Origin of the sequence: Rhodococcus jostii NBRC 16295, assembly GCF_001894825.1 — a bacterium.
GTDB classification, from domain to species: domain Bacteria; phylum Actinomycetota; class Actinomycetes; order Mycobacteriales; family Mycobacteriaceae; genus Rhodococcus_F; species Rhodococcus_F jostii.
The window spans coordinates 1-16,475 of sequence record NZ_BCWY01000144.1 but is presented as its reverse complement, the minus strand read 5'-3'; the positions used below and the strand labels follow the sequence as shown (position 1 = coordinate 16,475).

At 65.1% G+C, this 16,475-nt stretch carries 15 protein-coding genes; 9 read left to right on the top strand and 6 right to left on the bottom strand.

Annotated elements, in window-relative coordinates:
- From RJ1_RS42495 to RJ1_RS42485, 3 genes are all read right to left on the bottom strand, one after another.
- The coding region (locus tag RJ1_RS42495) for a YidH family protein (RefSeq protein WP_073370231.1) at positions 1-316 on the bottom strand (316 nt) is incomplete at its 3' end.
- Positions 313-1,497 (bottom strand): acyl-CoA dehydrogenase family protein, encoded by a 1,185-nt coding sequence (locus RJ1_RS42490; RefSeq protein ID WP_073370228.1) that lies wholly within the window; start codon positions 1,495-1,497, stop codon positions 313-315. The genes RJ1_RS42490 and RJ1_RS42495, both read right to left, overlap by 4 nt.
- A 14-nt stretch (positions 1,498-1,511) precedes the next feature.
- On the bottom strand, positions 1,512-3,062 hold the full coding sequence (locus RJ1_RS42485; protein ID WP_073370226.1) for an acyl-CoA synthetase: 1,551 nt from the start codon (positions 3,060-3,062) through the stop codon (positions 1,512-1,514).
- Positions 3,063-3,201: 139 nt separating this feature from the next.
- Between RJ1_RS42485 and RJ1_RS42480 the strand changes: the two genes are divergently transcribed.
- The gene (locus RJ1_RS42480; RefSeq protein WP_073370223.1) at positions 3,202-3,804 is read left to right on the top strand and encodes a TetR/AcrR family transcriptional regulator; all 603 of its coding nucleotides are present in this window, start codon (positions 3,202-3,204) and stop codon (positions 3,802-3,804) included.
- On the opposite strand, the gene RJ1_RS42475 is transcribed toward RJ1_RS42480, so the two are convergent.
- Positions 3,793-5,115: an MFS transporter gene (locus tag RJ1_RS42475; RefSeq protein WP_073370220.1), complete on the bottom strand. Its 1,323-nt coding sequence runs from the start codon at positions 5,113-5,115 to the stop codon at positions 3,793-3,795. The two genes, RJ1_RS42480 and RJ1_RS42475, sit on opposite strands and share 12 nt — an antisense overlap.
- A 182-nt stretch (positions 5,116-5,297) precedes the next feature.
- Between RJ1_RS42475 and RJ1_RS42470 the strand changes: the two genes are divergently transcribed.
- From RJ1_RS42470 to RJ1_RS42445, 6 genes are all read left to right on the top strand, one after another.
- Complete coding sequence (locus RJ1_RS42470; RefSeq protein WP_073370218.1) at positions 5,298-5,660, top strand: PadR family transcriptional regulator; 363 nt, start codon at positions 5,298-5,300, stop codon at positions 5,658-5,660.
- Entirely contained in the window at positions 5,660-7,006 is a 1,347-nt protein-coding gene (locus RJ1_RS42465; protein ID WP_073370236.1) for a permease prefix domain 1-containing protein, read from the top strand. The genes RJ1_RS42470 and RJ1_RS42465 overlap by 1 nt, the downstream gene beginning before the upstream one ends.
- A gap of 105 nt (positions 7,007-7,111) precedes the next feature.
- The gene (locus RJ1_RS42460) at positions 7,112-8,680 is read left to right on the top strand and encodes an LVIVD repeat-containing protein (protein ID WP_073370215.1); all 1,569 of its coding nucleotides are present in this window, start codon (positions 7,112-7,114) and stop codon (positions 8,678-8,680) included.
- Positions 8,670-9,323, top strand: a complete 654-nt coding sequence (locus RJ1_RS42455; RefSeq protein WP_073370213.1) for a DUF305 domain-containing protein — start codon at positions 8,670-8,672, stop codon at positions 9,321-9,323. The genes RJ1_RS42460 and RJ1_RS42455 overlap by 11 nt, the downstream gene beginning before the upstream one ends.
- A 332-nt stretch (positions 9,324-9,655) precedes the next feature.
- Complete coding sequence (locus RJ1_RS42450) at positions 9,656-10,414, top strand: SDR family oxidoreductase (protein ID WP_073370210.1); 759 nt, start codon at positions 9,656-9,658, stop codon at positions 10,412-10,414.
- A 74-nt stretch (positions 10,415-10,488) separates the two neighbouring features.
- Entirely contained in the window at positions 10,489-11,124 is a 636-nt protein-coding gene (locus tag RJ1_RS42445) for a VOC family protein (protein ID WP_073370207.1), read from the top strand.
- A gap of 48 nt (positions 11,125-11,172) precedes the next feature.
- On the opposite strand, the gene RJ1_RS42440 is transcribed toward RJ1_RS42445, so the two are convergent.
- The gene (locus tag RJ1_RS42440) at positions 11,173-12,396 is read right to left on the bottom strand and encodes an MmgE/PrpD family protein (protein WP_073370204.1); all 1,224 of its coding nucleotides are present in this window, start codon (positions 12,394-12,396) and stop codon (positions 11,173-11,175) included.
- Positions 12,397-12,945: 549 nt separating this feature from the next.
- Here RJ1_RS42440 and RJ1_RS42435 point away from each other — a divergent pair.
- Positions 12,946-14,250: an MFS transporter gene (locus tag RJ1_RS42435; protein ID WP_073370201.1), complete on the top strand. Its 1,305-nt coding sequence runs from the start codon at positions 12,946-12,948 to the stop codon at positions 14,248-14,250.
- A gap of 219 nt (positions 14,251-14,469) precedes the next feature.
- Here the strand turns inward: RJ1_RS42435 and RJ1_RS42430 are convergent, their stop codons facing one another.
- Positions 14,470-15,210: a GntR family transcriptional regulator gene (locus RJ1_RS42430; protein WP_073370198.1), complete on the bottom strand. Its 741-nt coding sequence runs from the start codon at positions 15,208-15,210 to the stop codon at positions 14,470-14,472.
- A 440-nt stretch (positions 15,211-15,650) separates the two neighbouring features.
- Between RJ1_RS42430 and RJ1_RS42425 the strand changes: the two genes are divergently transcribed.
- Positions 15,651-16,475, top strand: an 825-nt coding sequence (locus RJ1_RS42425; RefSeq protein WP_073370233.1) for an acyl-CoA dehydrogenase family protein, incomplete at its 3' end; no start/stop codon positions are given.

Genomic DNA, 16,475 nt, shown 5'->3' with positions numbered 1-16,475 from the left:
CGAGCGCGGCGGCGAGACACACACCGCCGACCACGGCCGGAGCCAGACGCGATGCCGGTAGCGGCACGCCGCGGCGCATCGCGGACTGCACCGACCGCCATCGCAGCAGCGCACCGACCGCGACGAGGGCGGCCAGCAGGATGCAGACCGCGCCGAGCGCGTCGTGGAACGCGGACCCGCCGCGCGGCAGGGAGAACTGGCTGACCGCGACCCCGCCCGCCAGGAGTGCGAGTGCCGTGCGGATCCAGGCCAGGAAGGTCCGCTCGTTGGCGAGCGTGAACCGGAAGTCGGGCTCCGTCTCCGTGTCGGCGCTCACGGGAGCAGGAGGAATCGGGCGATGCCGTTCTTCTGGATCTCGGAGGACCCGGTGAGGATCCGGAACATCCGCAGCCGCTGGAACAGCGACTCCACCTCGCTGCCGCGGACGACGCCCGACTTGCCGTGGATCTGCACGGCGGCGTCGGCGATCGCGAAAGCCTTCTCCGCCACGAACAGCTTGCACATGAAGGCTTCGATCCGCGGCCGCTCGCCCCGGTCGAGCGCGGCGAGCGCGTCGTACGTCATCGACCGGGCCGCGTAGAAGTCGGTGGCCATGTCCGCGAGGCGGTGCTGGATGCTCTGCAGCATGCCGAGCGGCGCGCCCTGCACCTGCCTGGTGCGGGCGTAGTCGACGGACAACTCCAGGGCTCGGCGTGCCCCGCCCAGCGCCGTCGGGCAGTGTAGGAGCCGGTTGACCGTGACGCGTCCGAGCCCGATCTTCAGCCCCTGCCCCACTTCTCCGAGCAACTGTTCCGGTCCGACGTAGCAGTCGTCGAGAACGATGTCGGCCTCGATGTGCTGGCCCGACATCGGGGTCTCGCCCTGCTGCACCGTGCATCCCGGGGTGTCCAGGTCGACGAGAAACGCGGAGTAGCGCGGGCCGGTGTCGCCGTCGTCTGCCATCTTCGCGATGAGGATGGAGAAGTCCGCGAACGGCCCGGCGGTGGAGAACACTTTGTGTCCGGTCAGGCGCCACCCGTCGCCGTCCGGCGTGGCGGTGGTGAGCATGCCGCGCACGTCGGAGCCGGCGTCGTTCTCCGTGAGCGAGAAGCAGCACGCGCGCTCGCCGCGCGTGACGGGGATCAGGTACTTCTCGATCTGGTACTCGGTGGCGTACTGGAAGATGCTGCCCACCCGCAGCGGTCCGCCCATGTCACCGAGTACCGAGGTCGACAGCACCCGCGGTGAGGCGCCCACTTCTTCCTTGAGCGCGGCGAGTTCGGTGAACGACAGTCCGGCGCCGCCGAGGTCCGCGGGCAGGCTGACACCGTAGAAGCCGAGGTCGCGGCTGCGTCGCCACACCGGCTCGAGCGTCTCGCGGGTGTACACGCTCTCGGCGGTGAGGCCGAGTTCGCGTTCGTAGTCGGCGAGTTCGCCGTCCAGGTAGATCCGCAGCCGAGCGACGAGGTCGTGCAGGCGAGGGTTGTGGTCGTAGGTGGGGTTCAGGGGGAAGGTCATCGACGGCTCGGCTTTCAGTTGACGTGGCGGGCGGCCTGCGCCCAATAGCATTCGCGCACCGACTTGCGGTCGATCTTGCCGTTGCGGTTGACGGGGAGGCTGTCGACGAAGTCGATCGAGCGGGGCTTCTTCATCCGCGCGAGGCGTTCGGCGCAGTGCTCGATCAGCTCGTCCTCGGCGACCGGGGTCCGCGTGACCACGACCGCTTTGACTGCCTCGCCCCACTTCTCGTCGGGGACACCGACGACGCACGCGCCGGACACGGCCGGGTGCTCGTACAGCACGGCTTCCACCTCGCTGCAGTAGATGTTGAACCCGCCCGAGATGATCATGTCCTTCTTGCGGTCGACGATGAACAGGTATCCGTCGTGGCGGAAGTACCCGACATCCCCGGTGTGGACCCAGCCGTCGACGAACGTCTCCGCGCTCAGATCCGGTTCGTGCCAATACTCGCGCACACAGTCGGGGCCGCGCGCGACGATCTCGCCGATCCCGCCGGCCGGCAGCTCGTTGCCTGCGTCGTCCACCACGCGAACCTCGGTGTCGAATACCGGTCGCCCGCAGGACATCAGCAGTTCCGGATCGGATTCGACGCCTCGCGCGACGTCGTCGTAGGTGAGCACGGTGATACCACTCGTGGTTTCCCCGAGACCGTATCCCTGCATGATGACGGGGCCGAACATCGCGACGGCGTCGCGGAGCCGTTGCGGTGAGACCGGGGCGCCGCCCACGCCGACGCACCGCAGGCTCGACAGGTCGACGTCGTTCGCGGCGGGATGGTCCATCAGCATGTTGAGCATCGTCGGAACGACAAAGGTGGTGGTGATGCGTTCCTTCTCGATGGTGCGAAGGAACAACTCGGTGTCGAAGTCAGGCAGGATGACGACCGCGCCGCCGCGGGCGAGCACGCCGAGCATCATCATCCCGGAGGCGTGGGTGATCGGTCCCGGGGCCAGGTACCGATCCGTCTCGGTGGGCGCGCCCGTGGGGCTCATCAAGCGTTTGCGCATGTTAGCGAGTCGGTTGCCGTAGGTCTGCACGGCGGCCTTGAGTTTTCCGGTGGACCCGGAGGTGTAGTTGAGGACGGCGGGCGCGTCTTCGCTGAGGTCGGCGGCGACGGGATCGCCGAGTCCGTCGGCGAGGAGATCTGCGTAGCGGTCCGCGCCGGGTGCGCTGTTCCCGTAGTCGTAGACGGCGATGTCGAGGCCCAGATCCGCGACAACCTTCAACGCGACGTCGGCGTGCGCGGTGTCGACGAACAGCGTCTTGACGTTCGCGTCGCGCAGGACGTGACCGAGTTCGTCTGCTCCCAGGCGCGCGTTGACGGGCACGCGCACGAATCCGGCCTTGCACACGGCCATCTCGGTCACGACGAGTTCTCCGCAGTTGCCGGCAAAAGTGGCTACCGCGTCGCCGATTCCGAGGCCGGTGCGCATCAGCGCGGACGCGAGACGGTTGGTCGAGTCGTCGAGTTCCCGGTAGCTCAGGCGACGGTCGCCGCACACCACGGCCTCGCTGTCCGGCCGGAACTTCGCACTCCTGGTGAGGTAGGTACCGAGATTCATGCAGTCTCCATGATCGACGTGTTGATCGTTATTGGACATATTGTCCAGCATCGGTCGCAATGTCAAGGGTGCTCTATGCTGACGGGAGCGTCCGGCGCGAAACGAAACGGCCGGTGTGAGGCGAGAGGACGAAGCCACTGTGGCCACCGAAGACCGGCGTGTGCGCCGCACCAAGAGACTGCTGCGCGACGCACTCGTGTCTCTCGTGCTCGAACGGGGCTATTCCGGAGTCACCGTGGAGGACATCACCGAACGCGCCGATGTCGGTCGCGCGACGTTCTACACCCACTACACGGACAAGGACGAACTGCTCGCCCAGATCGTCTCCGACCTCGGCGAAGACTTGAAGGAGCGGTTGCAACCCCTCGTGTCCGACTCCTCGGTGGGGTTCACCGGCAAGCCGGTGCTCGAGATGTTCCGGCACGCCGCCGAGGAACGAGACGCCTACCGTGTCGTACTCCGAGGCGAAGGCGACGGACGCGCACTGCGCCGATTCCTCGACGAACGCACCGCCCTTGCCGCCCAGATCTTCTCGGCCCGATCCGCCGCGAACGGGGTCACACCCCGCATCGACATGGAAGTGCTGTCGCGAGCCTGGGTGGGCGAGCAAGTAGCCGTGCTGCAGTGGTGGCTCGAATCCGATCCGCCACCGCTCACACCCGAAGCAGTCACCGAAATGCTGTTGGAACTGTCGCTGCGCGGGCGCTACTGGGCATCCGGCTTCGACGGCTCACCCTCGTAAGGACGACGGCACCACCGGAGCGTCGCGCACCGCGGCACTGTCTCGCGCATACGGCCGGTACAGCAGACCCGAGCACAACCCGTTCACGACGGTGAGCACGACGGTCACCAGCAGGAGGGCGCCCTGCAAGCCGATCGCATCACCCACATAGCCGACCAGAAGCGCATATCCCGCGTACGCGAGCGCCTCCACCGTCGACAGCGACACCGCGAAGGCCAGCGCCCGCTGCTCCGGACGCACCACCGCCATGATCAACGGACGGTTGACCACCGGCACCTGCCCCTGCAGAAACCCGACCACCGCGAAGATCGCGACGAAGAATCCAATCGACGATGTCGGCATCTGAAGTTCGGCGAATGCGGCTGCCGCGAAGGCCAACTGACTGGCCTGCAGCATCATCACCCGTCCACTGGCGGGCCACCGGCGGTGCACGGCGTCGTTGAGGCGCCCGCCAACGACGGTTCCGAGCAGATACCCGATCGCGAACGGCGTTGCCACGATCGATGCGGTGGCCGTCGAAAATCCCCGCTCCTCCACCAGGAACACGACGCCGAAACTCATCATCACGTTCTGCCCCGAGAACAACCGCTGCACCAGGATGTAGCGGAACGATTTGATGCGCAGCAACTCCCGCACACCGGCGACGACGTTCTGCGCCTTCTCCTCCGCTTCCACCACCGCGTCGCCGGCACTGCGCTCACCCCCTCCCGGCCGTGTGTCGTCGAGAAACACGACGACGAGAACACCGATCAGAATGCACATACACCCGGAGAGGACGTAGCCGTACCGCCAGCCATCGTCGAAACCCGACAGCTGACCGAACAGCGGGGCACTCACGCCGGTGATGATCGCGACACCGCCGTACAGCATCCCCGTGGCCCGGCCCCGCCGCCGGTCGTCGTAGAGGTCGCCCATGATCTCGAGAGCGATGGGCCCGGCGCCTGCGAAGCCCGCGGCCGCGATGCCGTACAGGATCACGAACTGCGTGAAACTGCTCGACAAGCCGGCCAGAACGACCCACACGCCCCAGAATCCCGAGCACGTCGCAAGTACCGCACGCCGCGAGAATCTCTTGGCGAGGAACACCCACGGAACGGCGGCGAAGATTCCCACCGCTTTGGACACCGCCACGATGACGCCGAGCGCCGACGACGAGAGCCCCAACGCCTCGCGCATCAGCGGAAACAGCACCGTCGTGATGCTGTTCTCGGCGTTGTCCATCGCGGTGGAGGCCGTGAGCAGGCCCAGATTCTTTCCTCGGGTCCGCCGACCGGCCCTCGCCGCGCGTGGGGTGGAGACATCCAGTGTCATCTGCGTCCTCTCGACAAGTCATGCTGCGATTCACGTGGTCCACAACACGGAAGCCAGTAATGGTGACAATATCTATAACCAGACTCCGTGTCCATGATTGTTCGCATTCCGGCAGTCCTCGCGGCACGCGCGATCCCGGATCTGCTAAGTTCACCCCTAGCAGCTCTAGGGATAGGGGTTCTATGTATATCGAGAAGGACCTGGTGGCAGCTTCGGCGACACCGCTCGTGCTCGGAATTCTCGCGGACGGCGAATCCTACGGGTACGCCATCCTGAAGCGGGTCAACGATCTGTCCGGCGGACGGATTCAGTGGACCGACGGAATGCTGTACCCCCTTTTGCATCGCCTGGAGAGGCTGGGATACGTGTCGGCGTCGTGGGGATCCTCCGACAACGGTCGAAGGCGCAAGCACTACACGATCACCGATGCGGGCCGGGAGATGCTGGCAGAACGTCGCGCACAGTGGGACGTCGTCGCCGACGCCCTCAGCCAGGTGTGGCGCTCCGTCCAGCTGCCCCCGGCCTCCGCCGAAGGGTGGGCGTGATGAACACCGACGAGGAGCTGGAATCGCAGATCGGTCAATGGCGGGGCTACGTCGAGCGCCGTCGCGCGATCTCCGCCGCCGACACCGACGAGATGGAAGATCATCTGCGCGATCAGATTTCGGACCTGTCCGCCGCCGGGCTGAGGACGGACGAGGCATTCCTGGTTGCGGTCAAACGGATGGGCAACGTCGACGACATCTCCCGTGAGTTTGCGCGGGAGCATTCCGATCGCTTGTGGAAGCAACTCGTGCTGATGCCTGCCGCACCGGACGACGGTCGCACTCGACCCACCCGTGAGCTGTTCGTCGTACTCGCGCTCGCCGTTGGCGGAGCCGTCGCGTTCAAGGCCGGCGTGGCGGCGCTCGGCGAGCAGGTCTTCGCGCGCAATGTCAGCCTGTTCGTACTTCCGTTCCTCGCCGGATACTTCGCGTGGAAACGGCAGGTGACGCCCCGCGTCGCCGCGGCACTGCTGGTGCCGTTCGCCCTGGCCGCGGTCCTGCTGAACGTCTTCCCGTTCGCGTCGAACGGATCCACCGAGGTGATCGCGGCGATCCATGCACCGATTGCGTTGTGGTTCGCGGTCGGCTTCGCTTATGTCGGAGGCCAATGGCGGTCGGACCGGCGGCGTATGGACTTCATCCGATTCACCGGCGAATGGGTCGTCTACCTGACCCTCCTCGCCCTCGGCGGCGGTGTCCTCATGGGCCTCACGGTCGGTGCATTCAACGCGCTCGACATGGATGTCGAGTGGTTCATCGAGGACTGGGTGCTGCCGTTCGGTGCGGCCGGCGCGGTCATCGTCGCCGCCTGGCTCGTCGAGGCGAAACAGAATGTGGTGGAGAACATCGCCCCGGTCCTCACCCGTGTGTTCACACCACTGACGACTCTCATGCTGCTGGTGCTGCTCGTGGCATTCGCGACGACCGGCAGCATCGTCGACGTCGACCGAGACCTGCTGATCCTGATGGACCTCATCCTCGTCGTCGTCCTGGGACTGCTGCTGTACGCGATTTCCGCCCGTGACCCGTACCTGCCACCCGACCTGTTCGACCGCCTCCAACTCGTCCTCGTCGTCAGTGCGCTCGCCGTCGACCTACTCATGCTGTTCGCCATGCTCACTCGAATCGCAGAGTTCGGATTCACCCCGAACAAGGTGGCCGCACTCGGAATGAATCTGGTCCTCCTCGTCAACCTGAGCTGGTCGGCCCACCTCATCCTCGGGTTCCTCCGCGGCCGTCGCGGATTCAGCTCCACCGAACGCTGGCAGACCCGTTACCTCCCCGTCTTCGGCGTGTGGGCGGTGTTGATGGTCGGGGTTCTCCCCCCGATGTTCGGCTTCGTGTGACCGTGCCTCAACCAGGGCAGAGTTGGCCAATCTGTGTGTGAACGCGAGTACTGGTTGTTAATCTTTCGAGGTTGATCCCAGACTGCCTGGTTCGGAGGTTTCGCCATGCCGATCGACCGGATACGGACAGGCTTTGCCCGGCGGGCGGTGGCCGCGGGAGCCGTTGCGGTGTCGGTCGTGCTCGGGATGTCGATGAGCCCCGCCCTCGCCTCGGCCGAGACGTTCTTCTTCGACGACGTCGGTTCGACGGCTGTTCCGCGCGCGGACTGCGGTCCCGGTTCGCTGCCGGAAACCGGTATGCAGGGCGATGTTCCGGCCGAGGATCGCAACAACGGCCGCAGCACGCAGGGCTACCGATGCAACGTGTCGCTGATCGGGGCCCTGCAGGATCGCGGCGGTGGCCTGCTGTCGGTGACGCACGACCACTGCTCCTACACCAGCACCTTCTTTCCCGGAAACCTGCTCGATCCCACCACGCCCGGCGTCCAGGTACTCGACGTGTCGAACCCCGCGCAGCCAGTGCTGTCCACGACCCTGAACGAACCCGCGATGCTGGGCGGCACCTGGGAGAGCTTGAAAGTCAACAAGGCACGCAATTTGCTCGCAGCCACCGCGGTGCCGGTCGCGGCCGGCACCGGCTACTTCTCCGTCTACGACATCTCCGACTGCGCCCACCCCCGATTGCTCAACCGAGGTGCCGGCACCGACCTCACGATGCCGCTGCCGTTCATCTCCCACGAGGGCGGCTTCGCGCCGGACGGCAACACCTACTGGGTGTCCGGCCCCGCACCGGGCTTCCTCACTGCCATCGACATCAGAAACCCCGCCGATCCGCGGATCGTCTGGCAGGGACTGCACGGAGTCGGCGGCCACGGATTCGGAATCACCCCCGACGGAAACCGGATGTACCTGTCGAATCTCGGGGGGATCACCGTCCTCGACATCAGCGCCGTGCAACGAGGCGACCCGTATCCCACGGTGCCGCAGATCGCCACCTACCTGTGGACCGACGGCTTCTTCAATCAACACAGCATCCCGGTCACCTACGGCGGAAAGCCCTACATCTACACAGTCGACGAGACCGGCGGCGGTGGTATCAAGGTGTTCGACGTCGCCGACCCGGCGCACGCCGACATCGTGCAGAAGATCAAGCTCGAGATCCAACTTCCCGCCAATGCCGCCGCGAACATACGGTCGTCGCAAGGCGGGTCACTGTTCTCGTACGATCCGCACTACTGTGTGGTCGACCGCCCGGCAGACCCGACGGCGCTCGCGTGCTCTTGGGAGTCGTCCGGGATCCGCGTGTTCGACATCCGCAACCTGAACAGCATCCGGGAGATCGCCTACTACAACCCACCTGCTCAGACCGGCAGGAACCTCCAGCTCACCAACTCGCCGCACGCACTGTCGTCGCTGATCGGTGTGTCGCTCTTCAATTTCGTTCCGCTCGCCCGCGCCGTCTTCGAGGGTCAGACGGATCCCCGGGTCGCGTTCGGTCCACGCGCCGGAATGGTGGCGTTCGGCGACCTGTCCGCGGACTGGTGCTTCTCGCCGCCGGAATTCCACGGCAGCCAGATCTGGACGTCGTGCAGCGACAACGGCTTCATGGCACTGCAGTTGGACCACACGGTGTACCAGCCACCGGCGAATCAGGCGTCGACCTATGGGCAGTGACGCCCGGCGTTCGCGGTTTCGTCGACCTGTCCTCCTGTTGCTGTGCGCGGCGTTGATCGGCGTCGCTGGAATTGCGGCCGGAATGTGGCTGCAGTCGGCGCGCGACCCGAGCCCCGGCGGCGTCCAGTTGTCCGAATCGGATATCGGTTTCGCGCAGGACATGTCGGTGCACCACGAGCAGGCTGTGCTGATCGCCCAGACGCTGACCAGAGACGTCGATCCGCAGATCCGGGTCATCGCCGACCAGATCGTCGCCGCCCAGACCTCCGAGATCGCGACGATGCGCGGCTGGCTCAACCTCTTCGACGAACCGTTCAGCACACCCCATCCGATGCGGTGGATGCACGGTTCGGATCACGTCACCGGTGAGCACGGCGGCGCACCGATGCCGGGGATGGCGAGCACCGACGAACTCGCCCAGCTCGCCGGCCGGCGTGGAGCGGACGCCGAAACACTGTTTCTGCAGCTCATGATTCGCCACCACCAAGGGGGCGTCGACATGGCCGAGGCGGCAACCCACGCGGTTGCCTCGGAACCGATCCGCCGCATCGCGCTCGGGATGATCCGAGAGCAAAGCAACGAAATCGCGCTGATGACAGCAATACTCGACACCCGGAACGCGAAACCGCTCCCCCACCCCTAGGTCAATCCACTCGGCCGCCGCCGTCGGTGAGCGTAAGGACTGTCGCGTCGTCGACCCAATCGGCGCCAGCGCGAGCGAGGACTCGCGACGGGGAGGCGGGTGCAGCGCGAGGCCGTCTTGTCTCGAGGTCGATCTGTCGCCGTGCGCTGCCCCGGTCCGGCGCTGAGTGCACCCCTTGCCCGGTCGCGACGACTGTAGAAGCATTTCGTGAGAGGACGCCGACCGGCGACTGTCTATCCCGCCGATGCCGGAGCTGCGACGTGCCCTCCGACGAGAGCTCTGTTCGCGACCATCCAGGCAATCGGCGGCCGACGCTACCGATCGGAGAAATCATGACCAGCGAAACCACTCCCGTCGCCATCCAGCGCGAACCGGAACTGGCCGGACAAACCGTCGTCGTGATCGGCGGCAGCGCAGGCATCGGACTCGAAACGGCTCGCCGCGCCCGGGCCGAGGGTGCCGATGGCATCCTCACCGGCCGCAATCCCGACCGGCTCGAGCAAGCAGCGACCGAAGTCGGCACTCAGCGCACCGCGGCGTTCGATGCCAACGACACGGCCTCCCTGACGAAATTCTTCCAGGACCTGCCGACACCGATCGACCATGTGTTGGTCACGGCCGGGGGCCCGCGCTACGCGCCACTGCTCGAGATGGACTCCAACGAGGTGCGCGAGCAGCTCAGCGGACACGTGGTGCTGGGCCTCGAGGTCGCACGCAACGCGGCGAGCAAGATGCGGCCCGGGGGCACGCTGCTACTCATGGGCGGGACCGGCGGCCGCCGCATCGGTAACGGCCTGGGGATCGCCTCCGCCGCCACCGCCGCACTGCCCCCGTTCACGGCGGCCCTCGCGCTCGAGCTCGCGCCGGTTCGCGTCAACCTCATCGCCGCCGGCTTCGTCGACACCCCACTGTCGGCATCGCTGCTCGGAGATCGGCTGGACGAGCGCCGGAACGAGTTGCGGTCAACGCTGCCGATCGGCCGCGTCGTCAGCCCCGCCGACGTCGCCGCACTGGCCGTCCACATCATGAGCAACACCGCGCTCACCGGCGCGACTTACGACATCGACGGTGGTCAGCAGTTCGTCTCCTGACGACCACACGACGAAACGTGGGTGGCCCACAGAACCCACCCCGATCAATCCCCACACAACCAGAGAGGCAACTCATGAGCACGAACGAAGTTCACACCGACGAGGCCACCGGCAACACGCACGTCGCGCCAGTCGACATGAAGCTGGAGGTCATCGTCATCCCCGTCACGGATGTCGACCGCGCCACCGCGTTCTACACCAAGCTCGGCTGGAGACAAGACGTCACACCGCCCGGCTCCGGCGTCGTCCAATTCACCCCGCCCGGCGCCGCCGCCTCGATCCACTTCGGCGCCGACCTCACCACGGCCGCACCCGGCTCCGCCAAGGGATACCTCATAGTCTCCGACATCGAGGCTGCGCGTGACCAACTGGACGCCGCCGACATCGAGGTGACCGTATTCCACCTCGGCACGGACGGCCCGGGCGACGGGCTGGACCCGGACCGTCGCAGCTACTTCTCACTGGCGTCGTTCAGCGATCCCGACGGCAACGCCTGGGTGCTGCAAGAGATCACCACCAGACTCCCCGGGCGCATCGACACCGCCGTCACCTCGTTCGGCTCTGCACGCGACCTGGCGACCGCCATGCGGCGCGCGGCGGCTGCCCACGGCCGGCACGAAGAGCGCACCGGTGAAGAAGACCCGAATTGGCCCGACTGGTATGCCGAGTACATGGCCGCCGAACAGTCCGGGGCGGAGCTGCCCACCTGAGGAGTGTGTGAGACGCCCGAGCGGATCGGGCCATCCGGAGCGGGTCCCTCAGTTGACACCGCCTGGCAGATTGCGGTGCAACAATTCCGCTGCCGAACTCCAGTCCAGTTCCATTATCTCGACTGCGCGTTCGTCACCAACACACCCCCGGACTTTGGCTTCGACATCCGCGGCGGATGCAGGCCTGCACGGATGTCCCATAGGCAGTTCAACCACGGCCTCGAGATGTGATCCGTCGCGGAGTTCGACGACTACCGAGCACTCCCCATCGAGCACCCCTTCCCCCACGGGCTCAGCAACCATGCTGACTCTGTCGAGAATGCTCCGAACTTCCGGCCGCTGCACAGCAGCATCGGTGAAGCTTCTGATATCGGGGAACCCGTCCAACAGGGCGGCGGCGATACCGTAGTTCAGCGAGAACTTGCCTTCCAGACCCGAACTCGGATCGTTGTGGATCAACGGCAAGACTGCACTGTGTGGAGTGCGCACCTGTATGCGTGCGATGTCGTCAATCGGTAGCCGGCCGAGCGACCGGATCGCCGCGATAGGACGCTGGAGCGCGTAACAACACGGGTGAAGCTTCAACCCGAGTCCGTCCGGAATGATGGGACCGTCGAGTTGCGGGGACCTCCGCCCTCCGACGAGCCGGAACCATTCATCGACAGCACGAGGGTCTGCAGTCGCGCCGGCCGAGGCGAGCCTGGCCGCACGCACACCGACCTGGGCAGCGAATCCGACCTGCATCGATTTTCCTGCGGTGCCGAAGGCTTGGCGAACGCCCCCTGCGCCGGGGACGGCGTGCGCCATGGCAGTGGCAATACCGTCGGAATCGAGCCCGAGAGACAGCCCCGCCGCAACAGCAGCCGAGATGGCCCCGACCGTCGCGGTAGTGTGCCATCCCTGCACGTAGTGGTTCCAACCAAGCGCGGTACCAAGACGCGCCATCACACCCGCCGCCGCCAGGTACTCCCGCCCACCGCCGCCCGCTGCCAAAGTGGCGGGAACGCACACCACACTGATGTGCGTCGTGGACGGTATGTGAAGATCGTCGAAATCGAGCACGTGCCCCACCGCTGCCCAACGCAGCGCAGCCGGCAGACCATCCGTCCATGCAGCGACCGGATCATCCAGTGCAGCCAGGGTCACTGCAACGGTATCGACCAGAGCGCGTTGAGCGAGTTCGAGATCCGCGGACCCTGGCTCGATACCGGCCGCCCACCTTGCGAGATCGCGCGCGCTGGCACTGGTTGATTCGTGCGACGCAATCGTCATAACCCGCTCCTTTTCCCACCAGAACGCCCGTTGCGCCTAGCTAGGTCATTATCAGCACACCATACCGTTGAGCGGCACGGTCAACAAGAAGTGGAGTCCGGGTCACGGAAAGTTCGCTTCGCACTCACATGCATGCCCCACTGTTCGGCCGTCCACTCGGCCTATCAGCCGACACACTTCACTCCCGGTCGAACCCTGATGAACCGATCTTGACAGAGCGTGATCCGAGGCACGATACTTCTCTGCGACACAGCGTGCCGCTATGTAGCACACTTGATGCCTGCTCCACTTGCTGCGCTTCCGTGACGAACTCGCTCCACCTGCAGAGTGTCCCGATGCGATGTTCCTTCCCCTGAGGTACCACACCGAAACGGGAGCAATTGAACGATCAGCCCTGCACTCGTAGAGGTGCATCCCATGCATCGAAGTCCACGGGCCCGGGATGGACAGTGTCTCGAACTCGCCCACGAAAGGAGCCTCATCGAGCCATATGCAACCACGAGCCTCCTGGAACCACGAGCAACGTCCTTCGTAGAAAGTCACTGCGCAATGAAAATAGAAGCATCCGATAAAACCGCCATCGTGAACCCGAGGCGACAGTTGATCGCCGGCACCATCGGGCACTCGGTCGAGTTTTTCGATTTCCTCGCCTACTCGTATCTTGCGGTCTATTTCGCATCTTCCTTCTTCCCCTCCTCCGAGTCCTCGGGACTGGTACCGCTGTTGAGCGCATTCGGGGTATTTGCCGTCGGGTTCCTCGCACGTCCGCTGGCAGGACTCTTCGTCGGGCGGTTTGCAGATCGGTACGGCCGTCGGCGGGCCTTGAGCCTCACTATCAGCCTCATGGCCGGCGGCAGCCTGTTGGTCGCCGTCTGCCCCACGTACAGCCAGATCGGTGTCGCCGCGCCCATAATCCTCACTGTTGCCCGCATTTTGCAGGGATTGTCCGCTGGAGGCGAGTACACGACTGCGGGTGCCTTCATCGTCGAATCCGCCCCCACCGGCCGACGTGGTTTCTACTCGAGCTTCATGTTTGTTGCTTCGGGCATAGGGAAGTTGGTATGCCTGGCCTTCATCACCGTGTTCGTCGCGCTCATCGGTGAAGAGGCGATGCGGGATTACGGTTGGCGAATCCCCTTCGCCGTCGGCGCCTTGGCCGCGGTCGTCGCCTGGTACATTCGCCGCGGGACGCAAGAAACGCTCGAAACCACCGCCTCCGACGGCGGCACGACACCGGTCAACCGCAATCCACTCGATGCTCTTCAGCGCTACCCCAAGCAGTCGCTCATCGTGTTCGCAATCGCAACCGGAATGGGTGTTGGACAATACTTTTGGGCTACGTACTTGACAACGTACTTCCAGATCCAGAACGGCGCCTCCGCCACCACCGCAATGACGGTCGGAATTATCACACTCATTCTCTACACTGCGGCGCAGCCAGTGGCCGGGTTGATCTCCGATCGATATGGGCGGAAACCATGCATGTACGTATTCGGCATCGGCACCGTAATTGTGACACCTTTCCTGCTGTCGATCACAAGTTCACACATTGCGGTACTTATAGTCATCCAGCTCATCGGGCTACTGTTGTTGAGCTTCTGCACCTCGATCACGTCAGCTGTGATGGTAGAAAACTTCCCACCGCACGTGCGAGTGAGCGGCCTGGGCTTTCCCTACTCACTCTCGGTGGCAATCTTCGGTGGAACGGTCCCCCTCGTGGCCACGAGCCTGGCCAATGCCGGTTACTCCCAGTACTTCCCGTGGTACATCGTGGCCACTGCGATCATTACGCTTCTGGGAGCCATTTCGGTACCGGAAACGTTTCGCAGCGATATTTCGGGCGAAGAATCCTGATCGGGCATTCTCCTCTGCCCGCCTAGCCGAATACCAGGCATCCGGGCGCTGGGACGGGATTCACTCCTTCTCGGGCCCGCCCCACGGCCCGAGAAGGACCCGTTGTTCCGCGCCGAACCCGAGGTCGACGCTCATCTCGTCCGACCCTTTCCTGCTGTCGCGTGTTCAGCCCATGACATGCAAGTCAGCGACCGGGGCGAGTCGACCAGCCACCCGTCCTCAACTTCTGCCCATGGTGATTCGGTAGGTGTAGTGCTCGGGCAAGTAGTAGCTGACCGCCAGCTCCACTGCCCGGCTCTCCGAGTCGGCATACACACGATCGGCGCGCAGTAGCGGATGTCCGATGGGGCAGTCGAGGTGATGGGCGATCTCCTCGGCAGCTCGTGTCACCGTGATCGACTGCACGAGTTCGACAACGGGAAACTCCAGGTGGGGTTCCACAAGACCGATGATCGTGTGCACTCCGACCGCGCCTGGCTCCGTCCCCGCGGCGCCGCACAGGTGCTGCGCGTGAAGATCCGGCAGATGGACGGTCGTCATCGCGAACACGATCCCCGCGTGGCGGCGTACATACGCGATCGTGGAGACGAAGTCGCTGTCGAGGCGCAAACGGCTTGCGGCTTCGATGTCAACCCTACGTCGTATAGGCGCAACGATTTCCGTGGTGGTGCCGGCGGGGAGGTTGGTCAGTTCGTCAATCGCGCCGAGTCGCCGGAGGCGCATACTCCCCAGTTCGGAGACGAACGTGCCCCTCCCGGGAACTCGATACACAAGGCCATCCGCCACGAGATCGTAGAATGCTCGCCGCACCGTCTGCCGACTCAATGCGTACTTTTCGGCAAGTTCGAATTCAGTGGGAAGCCGGCGGCCACCGTGGAAATGGCCTGCAGCGATCTGCTCGCGCAGCGCGTGGGACAACCGCCGATGTGCCGGCGCTTGTCCGTTGTCACGGTCACCCATGAGACCACACCGATCCGTTCCTGCCGGCCTTCGGCATTCGTTGCCGCGACGCGCTGGTGGCCGTCGCATGCCGATCCATCGGGATCGCGCTCGCACCATAGTAGAACAAGAACGGCACGTCGTACCAATGGTCGGCACAGCTGTACAGTCTCGCAGAGCGAGCAATTCCCCACCGCTCGAACACGCAAGTTGAATGGCACAGCGTGAGGCTCGTGCCTCAGGAAGCGGATATCTCACCAATGAGCATCTCGAGATCCTGGCGATGACCAGCGAACCCGCTTCCGACGGGAACCTCGCCGGCACCGGAAAACCAGCTTCGTCAGTGCCGGCACGAGGCACTCGCCGGAGGGAGGGGTTGACCGATATGGCTTCGGTACGGCATTCTGGTCCATATCGGAACACTGTGCCGTCTAGAGGCACGGATGAAGGGTTGACACCGCATGACTGCTGTAGTGGACGACGTCGGGTCGTCAGGAGCCGGATATCTCACCGACGAGCGGCTCGCGATCCAGGCGATGGCGCGGGAGTTCGCCGCCAGGGAAGTGCTGCCCGTGGCGAACGAACTCGATCCGGTCAAGGGCGAGATCCCGATGGAACTACGCCGGAAGATGGCCGACCTCGGCTTCTTCGGTGTCCTGATTCCCGAGGAATACGGCGGGTTGGGGCTCGGGGTCTTCGAGTACGCCCTCATCGTCGAGGAACTGGCCCGCGCCTGGATGAGTGTGGCGAGCCTGATCGCTCGCGGCCAGCAATTCACCGCCGGCTTCACCGAGCAACAACGCCGAACGTACCTGCCGCGGATGGCCACGGGCGAGTTCCTCAGTGCCTTCGCCCTCTCCGAACCCGACGCCGGTTCCGATGTGGCAGCACTGTCCACCCGCGCACGCAAGGAAGCCGACGGGTGGCGGATCAGCGGCCAGAAGATGTGGTGCACCTTCGCCGACGGAGCCGACTACCTCCAGGTCTTCGCCCGCACCGCACCGATCGACCACGACCACCGCTCCCGCGGAATCAGCTGCTTCATCATGCCCAAACCCCGCGGAGAGCTGCCCCCCGGGGTGACGGGCACACCGGTACGCAAGATCGGATACCACGGCTGGAAGACCTGGGAGCTGTCCTTCGACAACGCCCACGCCGCGGACGACTCCCTGGTCGGCCCCGAAGGCGAGGGCTTCAAGGTCGCCATGGGCGACCTCGAGACCGCCCGAATCCACACCGCCGCACGCGCGATCGGCGTCGCCCGCGGAGCGCTCGAGGACTCGATA

Bases quoted from the DNA above. Each gene is read 5' to 3' on its own strand.
- RJ1_RS42470 (WP_073370218.1), top strand. From the start codon at position 5,298: ATGTATATCGAGAAGGACCTGGTGGCAGCTTCGGCGACACCGCTCGTG.
- RJ1_RS42455 (WP_073370213.1), top strand. From the start codon at position 8,670: ATGGGCAGTGACGCCCGGCGTTCGCGGTTTCGTCGACCTGTCCTCCTG.
- RJ1_RS42430 (WP_073370198.1), bottom strand. From the start codon at position 15,210: ATGGGTGACCGTGACAACGGACAAGCGCCGGCACATCGGCGGTTGTCC.
- RJ1_RS42435 (WP_073370201.1), top strand. From the start codon at position 12,946: ATGAAAATAGAAGCATCCGATAAAACCGCCATCGTGAACCCGAGGCGA.
- RJ1_RS42485 (WP_073370226.1), bottom strand. From the start codon at position 3,062: ATGAATCTCGGTACCTACCTCACCAGGAGTGCGAAGTTCCGGCCGGAC.
- RJ1_RS42445 (WP_073370207.1), top strand. From the start codon at position 10,489: ATGAGCACGAACGAAGTTCACACCGACGAGGCCACCGGCAACACGCAC.
- RJ1_RS42450 (WP_073370210.1), top strand. From the start codon at position 9,656: ATGACCAGCGAAACCACTCCCGTCGCCATCCAGCGCGAACCGGAACTG.
- RJ1_RS42460 (WP_073370215.1), top strand. From the start codon at position 7,112: ATGCCGATCGACCGGATACGGACAGGCTTTGCCCGGCGGGCGGTGGCC.
- RJ1_RS42465 (WP_073370236.1), top strand. From the start codon at position 5,660: ATGAACACCGACGAGGAGCTGGAATCGCAGATCGGTCAATGGCGGGGC.
- RJ1_RS42440 (WP_073370204.1), bottom strand. From the start codon at position 12,396: ATGACGATTGCGTCGCACGAATCAACCAGTGCCAGCGCGCGCGATCTC.
- RJ1_RS42490 (WP_073370228.1), bottom strand. From the start codon at position 1,497: ATGACCTTCCCCCTGAACCCCACCTACGACCACAACCCTCGCCTGCAC.
- RJ1_RS42475 (WP_073370220.1), bottom strand. From the start codon at position 5,115: ATGACACTGGATGTCTCCACCCCACGCGCGGCGAGGGCCGGTCGGCGG.